Source organism: Nitrospirales bacterium, assembly GCA_031315865.1.
Classification (GTDB): domain Bacteria; phylum Nitrospirota; class Nitrospiria; order Nitrospirales; family UBA8639; genus JAGQKC01.
Genome location: JALDRJ010000002.1, coordinates 2,696,003 through 2,708,084, shown reverse-complemented (window position 1 = coordinate 2,708,084; position 12,082 = coordinate 2,696,003). Strand labels below are relative to the sequence as shown.

The 12,082-nt window shown below is 50.4% G+C and carries 15 protein-coding genes; 3 read left to right on the top strand and 12 right to left on the bottom strand.

Going from position 1 to position 12,082, the window contains the following annotated elements:
* Nucleotides 1–20: 20 nt before the first annotated feature.
* The 3 genes from MRJ96_12340 to MRJ96_12330 form a co-directional block, all read right to left on the bottom strand.
* Nucleotides 21–1,688, bottom strand: coding sequence for a hypothetical protein (locus MRJ96_12340; protein ID MDR4502231.1), 1,668 nt, complete (start codon nucleotides 1,686–1,688; stop codon nucleotides 21–23).
* Nucleotides 1,689–1,910: 222 nt separating this feature from the next.
* Nucleotides 1,911–2,543: an N-acetylmuramoyl-L-alanine amidase gene (locus MRJ96_12335; protein ID MDR4502230.1), complete on the bottom strand. Its 633-nt coding sequence runs from the start codon at nucleotides 2,541–2,543 to the stop codon at nucleotides 1,911–1,913.
* Nucleotides 2,530–4,116, bottom strand: a complete 1,587-nt coding sequence (locus tag MRJ96_12330; GenBank protein MDR4502229.1) for a cobyric acid synthase — start codon at nucleotides 4,114–4,116, stop codon at nucleotides 2,530–2,532. Before MRJ96_12330 ends, MRJ96_12335 begins: the two co-directional genes overlap by 14 nt.
* Nucleotides 4,117–4,255: 139 nt before the next feature.
* Here MRJ96_12330 and MRJ96_12325 point away from each other — a divergent pair, with 139 nt between their 5' ends.
* Entirely contained in the window at nucleotides 4,256–5,110 is an 855-nt protein-coding gene (locus MRJ96_12325; protein MDR4502228.1) for a transporter substrate-binding domain-containing protein, read from the top strand.
* Nucleotides 5,107–5,499 carry a hypothetical protein gene (locus MRJ96_12320; protein ID MDR4502227.1) on the top strand — a complete coding sequence of 131 codons (393 nt, stop codon included), beginning with the start codon at nucleotides 5,107–5,109 and terminating at the stop codon, nucleotides 5,497–5,499. The genes MRJ96_12325 and MRJ96_12320 overlap by 4 nt, the downstream gene beginning before the upstream one ends.
* Before the next feature lie 66 nt (nucleotides 5,500–5,565).
* On the opposite strand, the gene MRJ96_12315 is transcribed toward MRJ96_12320, so the two are convergent.
* Entirely contained in the window at nucleotides 5,566–6,885 is a 1,320-nt protein-coding gene (locus MRJ96_12315) for a diguanylate cyclase (GenBank protein ID MDR4502226.1), read from the bottom strand.
* A 314-nt stretch (nucleotides 6,886–7,199) separates the two neighbouring features.
* On the opposite strand from MRJ96_12315, the gene MRJ96_12310 reads away from it, so the two are divergent.
* Nucleotides 7,200–7,616 (top strand): DUF3015 domain-containing protein, encoded by a 417-nt coding sequence (locus MRJ96_12310; GenBank protein MDR4502225.1) that lies wholly within the window; start codon nucleotides 7,200–7,202, stop codon nucleotides 7,614–7,616.
* 310 nt (nucleotides 7,617–7,926) lie between these two features.
* Here MRJ96_12310 and MRJ96_12305 read toward each other — a convergent pair whose 3' ends face one another.
* The 8 genes from MRJ96_12305 to def form a co-directional block, all read right to left on the bottom strand.
* Nucleotides 7,927–8,412, bottom strand: a complete 486-nt coding sequence (locus MRJ96_12305; protein MDR4502224.1) for a hypothetical protein — start codon at nucleotides 8,410–8,412, stop codon at nucleotides 7,927–7,929.
* 59 nt (nucleotides 8,413–8,471) lie between these two features.
* Nucleotides 8,472–8,759, bottom strand: coding sequence for a hypothetical protein (locus MRJ96_12300; GenBank protein MDR4502223.1), 288 nt, complete (start codon nucleotides 8,757–8,759; stop codon nucleotides 8,472–8,474).
* 194 nt (nucleotides 8,760–8,953) lie between these two features.
* A complete protein-coding gene (locus MRJ96_12295) occupies nucleotides 8,954–9,178 on the bottom strand; it encodes a hypothetical protein (protein MDR4502222.1) in 225 nt (74 codons plus the stop codon).
* 21 nt (nucleotides 9,179–9,199) lie between these two features.
* The gene (locus MRJ96_12290) at nucleotides 9,200–9,634 is read right to left on the bottom strand and encodes a hypothetical protein (protein MDR4502221.1); all 435 of its coding nucleotides are present in this window, start codon (nucleotides 9,632–9,634) and stop codon (nucleotides 9,200–9,202) included.
* 63 nt (nucleotides 9,635–9,697) lie between these two features.
* Nucleotides 9,698–10,069, bottom strand: coding sequence for a PEGA domain-containing protein (locus tag MRJ96_12285; protein ID MDR4502220.1), 372 nt, complete (start codon nucleotides 10,067–10,069; stop codon nucleotides 9,698–9,700).
* A gap of 93 nt (nucleotides 10,070–10,162) precedes the next feature.
* Nucleotides 10,163–10,513 (bottom strand): DUF488 family protein, encoded by a 351-nt coding sequence (locus MRJ96_12280; GenBank protein MDR4502219.1) that lies wholly within the window; start codon nucleotides 10,511–10,513, stop codon nucleotides 10,163–10,165.
* Between the two features lie 91 nt (nucleotides 10,514–10,604).
* A complete protein-coding gene (locus MRJ96_12275; protein ID MDR4502218.1) occupies nucleotides 10,605–11,459 on the bottom strand; it encodes a 2OG-Fe(II) oxygenase in 855 nt (284 codons plus the stop codon).
* Nucleotides 11,456–11,989, bottom strand: a complete 534-nt coding sequence (gene def, locus MRJ96_12270) for a peptide deformylase (protein MDR4502217.1) — start codon at nucleotides 11,987–11,989, stop codon at nucleotides 11,456–11,458. Before def ends, MRJ96_12275 begins: the two co-directional genes overlap by 4 nt.
* Nucleotides 11,990–12,082 lie beyond the last annotated feature (93 nt).

Below are 12,082 nucleotides of genomic sequence, written 5' to 3'. Positions count from 1 at the left end.
TGGCCATACAGTGGAACATCCTATTCAGCATGTATATGTTCTTCCTGAATTTCAGCGCCCTTTAAACGATTAGTTATCACCCAACGGTTCAATGGCGTCTTCTGCCCACCCTGCGTGTAGTACGCCAGTGAATTGTAAAAAATATAATGTTTGTCCCCGACCGCCTCCGCACTCGCGACTTTAAATTCATCCCACTCGAAATGATTGGTAATCGCCGTGCCGCTCATCGTGATGTTTCCACTGCTTGAAATATCGATATCATCGAAGGTTTCATGGGTGACATCATTCGCACGATGCACCTTTTGGGATGTAATCACGATTCGCTTGATGTCACCGACTGCGTCGTAACCGGTTGTCATGGGACTTTTTAGGGCTTTGCGTGCGATGTCCAGCAATTCGGCATCAGTTGACACGGATTTCGGCATTCTTGCCAAGCTGAGCGCTTTGTGAAAGTTGGATTCATATTGTTTCGTGACCTGCTCGATCTGTGCAAGCAGATTCACCCGTGCTTCCAAATCCTTCGTCTTGAGCTGCCGGGAAAAGATAATGGCTTCACTCACAAGAGTATGATGGGCAGCCAGACGACGCTTGATCTGCTTCGCGCGTCCTTCATACAGAAAATGTTTGAGTCGATCCTCTTCTTTTGTGGGGTCGTACCCTTGATAGAGACTCAACGATTTCCCGACTTCCGCGACATTCACGTGCAGATACTCGTTGAATTGCGTTAATCCAGAATCTACCTGCGCCACGATCCCACGTAAGGAACGGTCTAACCTTTCCACATCATCCATTTCATAGACTCCAGACTGTTCAACCGTTAAACGAGTGTTCGGCAAATACGCCAGTTGCTTGATCTGTGGAAGAGGCTGATAGGTCTGGATGGCCGCTTGACGGGCAGCGCTCAGGACGGCAAGCCACGCGGCAATCTCCCCTTTTTCTAATGGAATCCGAGGCGCTGGTGGAACATTGAGCTTTTTCGTCGTCTCGTGAATCGCCCGCAAACGAGACTGCACGTCACCGAGAGTCTCCAAATCCTTGGCGGCCTGCTGTTTTCCGAAATTGATCATGTTTTCAAGCTTGTCGATGGACTCTTGAGCGGACACGACCGTCGGATGAGAAGAAAACGCTTCGTATTTCTTGAGAGCCTGTTTAGACCGATCCAACGATTCCTGGTATTTCTGAACATACTTGGGATCTTGAAACGGTTTTACGCCACTTTTATCCATCGTCTCAAACACGCTCTCGACGTCCCTCTTGATTTTTTTGACTCGAATTTGATGCTGTGAAAGCATTTCTTGCGGCTTGGATGACCCCAATGGCTTCGTCGCCTGTTTGGGAGAGGAAGAAGTATGGTCCTGTGAGACTGGGCGAGATTTCTGAGCACTGCCTGGTTGCGCTAATCCATTCAACTGTTCATAAAAAGCCTTGTACCGGGCATCGGCTTCCTTCCAGGCCGGAGTCGATTGATCAGCCACACCATCGAGACGTTGACGAGTCAGGTCAAGCAGTTTCAAGGTTCGCTTGACCGTATTGAGATTCACGTCCGGCTTCCCCTCGAATTGCTTCTCGTAACGATCAATGTCGGCCAAAACATTTTCGATCTGTCGATCGGCATCACTTCCAGCCAAAACCGCTCCGGTACATAATAGACAAACGAGGCACAGCAGAAAGGTTCTATATTCTTGCATATTGTGTATTCCCCACATTTTCAACAATTCCAACGATGAAGACGAATTATCATCGGAGTTACACTGTAACCTACGGACCCAATTCCCCGAATATCAACCCTCTGGAGACTTTATGCGCAACGTATGTTTTGGACCGCACAGCATTCGCTGTGTGACGCCTTCCACTCAGACAGGAGACTGAATGCAGGCCTTGCTTCACACCTAGATCCTCGAGAATAGACATTAAAAATCTTTTGGGTTGATAAATGCCAACTGCGCGAGATGGGGAATCGCGCGCTTCCCGGGACAGGCCGTGCTCTTAAAGTCCTGGTGAAAATACACAGCCCGGTCAGATGGACGCATCACGCCAAGGTTTTTCATCGCAGGATACATCCCATAATCCGGATGACTAGGATCATGCTTGAGCCACCCGAGAAACCCGGAGAGCAAGAACAAGCGTCTGCTCACTTCAATTCCAGCCACCGTTTCATCCTCGAAATCACCAGCGAATGCCACACCAATACCCTCGGTATTATGGCCTTTGGTGTGAGCGCCGGATCGATCCTCGCCCCGCCCTTCGCAGATCACCATTCCCTTCTTCTTGGCCATCAAATAGACGACGAAGTTATAAGGCACATCGTTCCCCAAGTCCGGACGAATCGTCTGCAATCGACGCATATTTCGGTACACTTCCCGTAGCGTTTCCCACACGACGGGTGAAGTATCGCTTCGATCGGTGACCACCGTATGATGAATAATCACATGTGTCCGCTTTGTTCGAGGAACACGGTGCCCCAGCCTTGGAAAAGAGTTTTTGGCTCCCCACCCCTGACGGTCGACGAACATCAAGTCTGGAAGTATTTCAAACCTCGCCATGAGAACATCCTTTCCGACTCAGCCCGCATTCAATGACGCATTGCGGTTTGAGCTTCATATGAGAAAAGAGTGGATCAACATTAAGGTGCGTTTCCACATGATCGGCCCAGCGATCTATCTCTTGAGATAATCTTTGAGAGACCGCCTCCGAAATCGTGATATCAAGCTCTTGCAGGTTCTTACGTACTCGTATCCGGTTCAGCCACAGCCGGCGAAAGCCTGGCCGGTCAAACAGGCCATGGATATAGGTTCCCCAAACAAGGCCGTCATCCCGCATATACCCATCAAATTGGGATTCATTCCTGGAAGTGACGTGGAAACATGATCGAAGACAGGCTCCCGTCGTCACCCCCATATGGATTTCATACCCCTCCACCACACACGCTCCCCCGATGTTGTCATGCAACGGTCGTGCGGTGACCTGAATCGTCTTTTTCTCAGGAAGGAGTTCAGTCGTCAGATCCAAAAGACCGAAACCGTCTATCGTGCCACCGCCTTCGACTCCTTGAGGGTCGCGTATCTGTTGCCCCAGCATCTGAAACCCTCCGCAAATACCCACGACTTCCACGCCATGGGAAAGTCTCTTGGCGATAGCTTCCTGAAAGCCCTCCTGCTGTACATACGCAAAATCGGTCATGGTGGTTTTGGAACCGGGAAGAATGACGACATCGGCCCCATCAAGGTCTTTGGGATGACGGACATAACGAAGGACGACATCCGGCTCCGCCGCGAGCGGGTTAAAATCCGTAAAGTTACTCATATGCGGCAACAGCAACACGGCCACATTGACCATGTCGGAACCAAATGGTGATGAGGCATACCGATCTACGACAACGCTGTCTTCTTGATCGAGGTCAAGTCCTTTCAGATACGGAAGCACACCCAGGACAGGAACACCAGTCCGTTCTTCGATCATTCTCACGCCGTCTTCAAATAACGTGACATCGCCCCGGAATTTATTGATGACAAACCCGATAACCCGGCGGCGTTCCTCTGAAGCAAGCAAATCCATCGTTCCGATGATTTGTGCGAACACGCCGCCACGATCAATGTCAGCCACGAGAATCACCGACGCATCGGCCATGTTCACGACTGGCCAATTGACGAGATCCCGTTCTCGAAGATTCATCTCGGCCGCACTCCCGGCTCCTTCAATCATGAGGACTTCATAGCGCCGGGCTAACCGTTCGTAACTCTCCTCCACGATCTTCATCAGATCTGACTTCTTCCGGAAGTATGTTTGCGCATCTTGTGTGTTCCACACTTTTCCTTGCACGATCACCTGTGAGCGGCAATCCGCTTCTGGCTTCAGCAAAATAGGATTCATATCGACATGGGGCTTCAGCCCGCAGGCTTGGGCTTGCAGCACTTGCGCTCGTCCCATCTCACCGCCTTCAGGAGTGACAAAGGAGTTTAATGCCATATTTTGAGCCTTAAAGGGCGCAACCCGCACGCCGGCGCGAAAGAACAGACGACATAGGCCGGCTGTGACAAGACTTTTCCCGACATCCGAGCCGGTCCCTAATATCGCGAAGGCTCGTGCCCGGATTTTGGTATTTTGCTGTTCATTCATTGACAATCGTTTGCTCCAGGATGGACCATCACGTTCACGTTTCAATCAGGGGCGTCGTTATCTCTCGCTGCCGCACCGCGATCGATTATGGTATACATTCAACCATTACCCATCTTCTTATCATGAAATGAAGGACATCATGAACATTCTTCGAATAGCCTGGAAAACCGCTCTCGTATTGCTTCTTTTGGCCATATGTTGTGTCGTGGTTCGTACCCCGCCGATGACGTATGCGGAGAATCACGCACAGGAGCCGAACAGTATCCTAAAAAATGTGCTCAAACAGGGCACATTGGAAATTGGCGTCTCGTTATTCACGCCCTGGACGTTACGAGACGCGAAAGGAGAGCTCGTTGGCTTCGATATTGACGTCGCCAAACAATTGGCCAAGGACTTAGGCGTTCAGCCAAAATTTCACGTCCTTGATTGGGAAGACATTCTACCGGCCCTCCTGCACAGGAAAATAGACATCATTATCGCCGGAATGGTCATTACCCCCGCAAGAGCGCTCAAAGTGAATTTCAGTCAACCCTACGTCGAATCGGGAATCGGACTGGCCACGAATATTGAATTAACCAGGTCATTTTCTCATATCAAAGACCTGAACCGCTCACAGGTCACCCTCGCCGCGGTCACGGGGACAGTGGCTGATGAGTTAGCCCGTCGGATCTTCCCGAAAGCGAACGTTCAGACATTTACGACGAGCGAACAGGCGAAAAACGCGGTGACCAAGGGAACGGTCCATGGATATATCGAACATGAGCCACTCCCAACCTTCCTCACCATAGATTATCCAGGGAAAGTCGATCAACCGTTATCCAAACCCCTCCTGACCACGAAAGCGGGCTTTGCCATCAATAAAGGCGATGCTGATTTCATTAATTTTTTGAATGCGTGGATTACGGCACGTGAAGCCGATACCTGGTTAGCCTCCGCTCATAAGTACTGGTTTCAATCCCTCGAGTGGAGAACAGAACTCGGTGTGAAAGAATGATCCCTCGCTATCGCGAAGAGACATGGTTGAACCTAAGTGACGCCTGGGGCCTGCTACTAGCCGTTCCCCTGCTGATCGCAGCAGGAGGTCTTACGCAACCGGAAAAGTCTGTCATCCTTCCTGACGAAGGCTCGTATCGTTCAAATTTCTCGGACTCTATTCTCGATTCCACTGAATGGCGCAAACCGCCCGTCCCGGAATTACCGTGGAGAGCCTCGGCCAAACCCGAATTAGACTGGCGAACTTCTCCGCCTCCAAAATCTTCTTCGAGCAGATCGATTGGCGGGCTCAAACTCTTCCCTCGATATCGCCCGGGACGTACCGATGACTTTGACCCGATTACGCGGGAAGAAAAGCCTTTGATTAAGCTCTTTGAATTCGGGCGTTAAATATCGAGAAGAGTCAAACGATGGCGGAGCGCCTGGGGACGTAACGGGCAAAGAGAGGGCAGACAGTTACGAAGCCATGCGTTGAGTCAGCACAACTTTGAGGAGGCCGGAATCGGAGGGGACGAGTTCGCTACTTACGACACGGTTGTGACCATCTGATTTGGCCTGCGTCATCGCACGATCAGCGGCTGAGAACAGGTCCTCAAAATCACAGGGAAAGGTCAGGGGAAGGCTGGCGACACCAAAGCTGGCAGTCACCGGAACACCGCCCGGATTCGCCGACTCGACACGTTGTCGAAGACGATCGACCTTGGCGAGCGCATCCAGTTCGCTACAGTGCGGAAACGCGATCGCGAACTCATCATCGTTCGTTCTGGCAACGATATCTTCTTCCCGCGAGAAAGCCTTCAAAATCGTGGCCATTTCTTGTAAGACCAAATCCCCGAGAATCTGCCCGAACTGATCAATCAAGCGTTCGAAATGATCCACGCTGAGCACCACCAGACTCAACGGGTATCCATGACGATGGGCTTCATTGGTCCGCTGACTGCCGGCATTGAGCAAGTAGGGCTTGCTGTAGAGAGAGGTCAGCTCATCCGTCATGACGAGTTGACGGAGTTCTCTCTCCTGCGCATCGACCTTATCACGAAGGTTTTTGATGAGGAGGAGATTTCTGACACGACATTGCAATTCTTCTTCGACCACCAATTTGCCGATATAATCATTGGCCCCCTTGTTCAATACCTCGGGAACCATCTCGTGTTTCTTCGTCCGACAAATCGCCAAAATTGGTCGTTGTGACTTTGGCCCCTTGATCGAACGGATCGTTTGGATCAAATCACAATCCCGGGATGCACCCTTATCACCGATCGCAATGACGACAAGATCATATTCTTCTTGCTCAAACATCTGAAATGCTTGTTGCGCAGACGCACACTGCGTGACAGTCAACCCCATTCGCTGGAGCGATTCCCTCATCGACATCGCAGCGGATGTATGACCATCGACGTACAGAATATGTCCTTTAAAAAAACGATGTTCTTGAATCAAGATAATGAGTGCGGTCATATCTTGACAGCATTCAGCAAACTCGTGGGTTGGATACATCCTCACCAATCCATCATGATTGGAGGATGCCTCAGGAGGGGAGCTAGCCGATGTCAACATGAACAATGGGGTGCGTTGGTTCCATTCTGACGTTTTCAACGTACTCCAAAGATGTTTTTCCGACGTCTGCGCCAATGGAACGGATACACAAATGAAATCAAAATATTCTTCTTGAATATACTGTAGAGCTTCTGGCCCGTCCCGACAGACTACGGCCGACACATCATGCTGTCCAAAGATCTGCCACAACTTCTTCTGCTCAGCGTCCGACGCGTTCATGATCAACGCACGTAATGAACAGCTGAATGCATGAGAGGCGCTAGCGCTGAAAGAAGGAAAGGCGGTCCTTGGCATGTACGGCTTGCCCAATCTTGGTCTTATGTCATAAATCGGTCGTTCGCGAACTCGTCGCGCTCCATTTTCTCATCGGAATTTTGAAGAACAGGCTTAAACGCGGCTCCTTCATGCGTCTTTCAAAGCGCATGGAAACGATAGATAATCCTCTGAAGATGAATGTCATGTCTTCTAACTTGACTCCAGAGTCAATTCTCATCAGTATAGAACGAAATTTTGATCAACGGGAAGGAACGAACATGAACTATCACGTACCTCGAAGACGATTCTTCATCCTCACCCTCATCAGTTTCATGGCATTGGAAACGGGTTGTACCCTCAAGGCGTCGACTGAGTCAGTCGCAGATGCCACGAGTAATTTCCTATCCTCCACGACACCTGGAGCATGGTTTACCGTAGATGGACTTCTCCATCCCGACCAACGGCTCAACGCGTTTATGGCAACCAACCATGAGAACCTACGACAAGACATCGCCAAAGGCAGTGGAGAATACCTGACGTCATTGGGTACGTTGTTGATGGTATCCAACGAGCAAATGCCGAAATTCCAACACCACGCACAACAACGCCAGGAACAGGTCTTCAGGCCTCAACAAGTACCCCTGCCAGAGTTCGTGCACGCGATGACAAAAATCAGTCGAGAGATTGCCTACTAATCCGCCAACCAATGACATGGCTGTTCGTTATAGCCGTTTCAGTGATACCGAAACGCCCAGCGCGCTCTTGTACGCCTTGGCTCTTCAAGACGTGAAGGAAACATCCATGTGTGTCAGGACAGCCAAGCGGGTATCACCTTTCGTCTGGTTCTACGTCGTACCGCGCGGGATGTGTCCTCTAAAGAGAGCCGCCGCCGACCAACAGACACGGATCGTCGAAGGCCTGGCTGATCCAGGGTATGGTGGTCAACTCATAGTTCGGAGGATTAGTAGCAGACACGAACGATACGCGAAACCGGAGGACGCGCTGTTAACGAACCCCTTGGGCTTGATAACAGGCTAAGGCATTCAGAAAACTTTGATTCGCGAGGATAGAGGCTTTACCGATATAAAATTGTTCAACCGCATCACAGTACCTTCCTTCTTCTCCAGGCTTACAGGCAATAAGATCACGATCCAGATTTCCTACAGCTTTTCGAGCCACGTATTCCGCACGCGCTTGCGAGCGGTGTTGCTCACGAATTTGCTTCCGTAGAGACGCCATTTGCTGGATGATTCCATCAGCCTGCTGGATAGCTTGAGGGATTGAAGCATGGATGGATGACCGCATGGTCTTTTTAAATCGATCATTGATGATGCGCGTCAAGAGATTTTCCATTTTTTCTTCCAGCTCCGATAAATTTTTCGGACAATTCTGGCTGAACTCATGGGGACTCTCGCTATGAGCCCATCTCACCTCTCCCAGACACGTCATGATCACTAGAGAGCATAGACCCGCCTTGATTATTCTCATCATGGTTCCTTGAGCTGTCTAAGAGAGGACGGCAAGCCTTAGGGAGATCATAGAACGGTCCGTTACGGTTTGCTCTGATGCGACTGGCTCCTGGCTGGTTGCGGGGTTTTTGAAGTCGTGGAAATATCCTGACGTCGGCGCTCCCGCGTCATGGGAGTCTTATAGGGTTTTTTGAGTGTACCCAAATTCGGCATGCGAGGAGCTCCGAACATATCGGCCACCATACCAGATTGAGGAACCCGAATATTGCCATGAGCGGCCATACCAAGACTGGCATCGCCAGCAAGGCTACTCGCCGGCAAGGAGATATTGAGTACGCAGAGACAGAATGCACAATAATACCCTTTCATGGTCACCCTCTCTTTCAAGATAGATAAAAAAAGCCTGAACCGTTACGGACATCTCCATTGAAACGCCGGACTTGAGAGGATCATATTACCAAAGAGCGTACAGGCAACGAGCCATCAGAAGCATCGAATTTGAATGCCTGCTCAAAGAAAGAGAACGTTCCCAATGGATGTTGGATATGGATCATCTATTGACATTAGAAGGGATAACTCTGCATCCGACGTTCGTATTCATCAAACGATTCAGGATCAAGACAATCTGGCGAATTTGGTGATTGAGTCTCAAAACATTCTTGTTCCTGCGCATCCTGCAAGGTCTCATGGCCGGCATTCTTCACCTCACAGCCCACCAACATGATCGCAGTCATACCAAACGCTAACAAAACATGAGTGACATGAGGACGGCTGGTCAATTTCTTCATAACCATTCCTTACATTGCTGTCTAGAAGGTTTCGGCGAGGCGCCATACGATAAGGGGCATAGCAAGGCCGCTAATGATAATCAATCCTCCGCTGATCATCAAGACGAGTCCTCGCGTGATAGCTCGTGTGCTTCCAATGACCGGAGCATGCTCGATGGCCAGATTTTTGGACACAGACCGTTGTTGCGTCACCCGCATGCGATGCCCCCGATACAGAAAGTAGGTTCCGATTCCTACGGCCGGAAACCCAGCCGCCATCGAAATCAAAATGAGCAGATAGGCTGATGTATCAAAGGATGGCTGAGGAACATCTGGCGATAAACCCTTGAGCTCTCCGAGGTAGGTTTCTGTCAATTGCAGAAAAATCCATCCCAGCAGAATCATGCCTAGGAGGATGAGAAACACAAGCCAACCGAACCATGGCTTGGCAGAAACACTTTTGGAAAAAGACGGCATGCGAATAATCTAAGACAATCATATTGCAAACTACCCGATCTCGTCCAGATTGCGCGCGAACGGTCAACACGTGGACTTTGAATCTGACGGCAACAGTATAAACTTGTAATCATCCTCCAATCGGGCACTGAAAAAGTACGGGACAATGCCTGGAATCAACAAGGCAAGAGACAGGTCAGCGCGGTAATTCGATTCCAATTTAGTCTCGACCTTTTTGCACCCAGATTTCTCGATCTCTAAAAAATAGGTTTTAGGAATTCCCGCTCGCGTATTGTAATAGATCGGCGTTTTGCCCAGCGGCGCGCCGTTCAACATGATTTGCGCTCCAGGAGGATCAGTATTGATGCGGGAAGTTTGCAGGCATCCCTGAAGAAGAAACACGCATGCCAGAAAAAACACCATTGCCGTTGAACCCTGAAAATTGAACGGTCGCATACTCCCTCCCAACGCTGAGAATAAAACGAACGCGAGCGGCAGGCTTACCCCATACGACGTATCCGCATTCAACGATACAACCGCCAAGCCTCCCTATCTATCATGTTCCAAATATTCCTTTAAGGCAACGGCATTGTTGTAACGCTCTTCCTTGGAAGCAAACACAAAGGTCACGCGTTGGGTCTTGACCTTTTGCCGCATGTCTTCAAGAATGCTCGAATGGTGTTTGAGTTCCTGGAAATACCGATTTTTGAAGGCCTTCCATTTATCCGGATCATGCCCAAACCAGGTTCGTAACTCTTTGGATGGAGCCGCCTCCTTTAACCAAAGATCAATCTGAGCCTTTTCCTTGGAAATCCCGCGTGGCCATAAACGTTCGACCAAAACACGCAACCCATCTTCCTTCGCAGGTGCTTTATAGACTCGCTTCAGTACAATCGGCATTGGCAGAAAGCTCTCTCATCAAGTATACAGTCACAGAGCTTCTCGACAATGTGACACGCCAACGAAGATAGCCGCTCGAAATGAGAAAAAACTAACGGGCATCATGAAAAATAATCCCAAGCGCCCATCGCTCACCGGAATGAATTCGACTCACTCCATGCCGAACAGAGGCACGCAGCATGCCTCGCCTACCGGAAATCGGCCGCTCAGACACCGGGAAGATAACCAGATCGCCCTGAGCAGGCGTCAGGACGGTCGCTTGAGATTGTTGCCGAGGACGATTTTCCACCAGCACGAATTCACCGCCCTCATAATCTCGTCCCTTTTGATTCAGCATGATCATCATCTGGAGAGGAAACAGGGTCGGACCATAGACATCTCGATGCAATCGATTCATACCTCCAGCCTGATAATGAAGTAGCAATGGGGTTGGGTGGGTCTGACCGTGCTCACGACAATACGCACGAAACTGTTTGAGTGTGGCAGGGTAATGAAGATCTAATCCCATGTCCCGCATCATCCTATTGGCAACGGGGACTAACTGCCGATAGGCCTGCGTGCGCAATCCCGCGACCAAGCGAGGAAGTGGCTCGGCAAAATACGCATAGTCTCCTACGCCAAAATTATGCTGCTCCATGTTGACACGCTTGCGAAACGATTTCGTGTCATCATAGCGCGCGATGAGTTCTTCACAGGTTGCAGGATCGACCACATTGGCAATCGTCGCGACGCCCCGTTCATAGAGCGCATGTTCAGCTTCCTTCACATTCACATCTTGGATGCGAGCAATCATCACATCACTTCCAACATGGGGTTGCCGAAAAAAAGCCGCCAGCGGCGTACTCGGCCTCAGGCCGCCTGAACCCCACTGGCGAGCGAGCAGGATTTCAGCAGAGTCACAACGTCGTTCTGACGAAATATGGCCTTTGACAATTTCATTATTCAACACGCCCAATAGCGTCGGTATTCGTGTAGATGGGTCAACGTTGAGAGATCGGACATTCGATCTACAAAGACTTTTCCATCAAGATGATCGATCTCATGTTGCAGGACACGGGCAAAAAACCCTTCGGCCTGCAACTCAATCGTTCCTCCCTGGCGATCTATCGCTTCGACGGTTACTGACCTCCAACGAGGGACTCGGCCTCGCAAGTCAGGCAGGCTTAAACACCCTTCCCAATCCTCTATTGTCTCTGACGAATGCCGGGTCATTTTCGGGTTCACGAGAATAGTGAGTGGCACAGGCTGATACCCAGGATAGCGGGGATTCGTCGGCTCAACCTCAATGACGATAGCCCGATGCGGGCGATGCACTTGCGGAGCGGCAATGCCCACGCCATCCGCATCACGCATCGTTTCGATCAGATCGTCGAGCAAGTCTTGAAACTCTTGGGTCGCACAGGTTCCGGCATTCACGATCTCTCCGCCAGCACGGATTGCCGGATGCCCTAATCGAGCAATCTTTAAAAGCCCCACACTGATCTCCCCCACGACTCAGATGGCAAATCGTCCCCGAAAGGACGACAGCATATCGTAGTCCCTGGCACAACACAATCTGCATGGAACCCT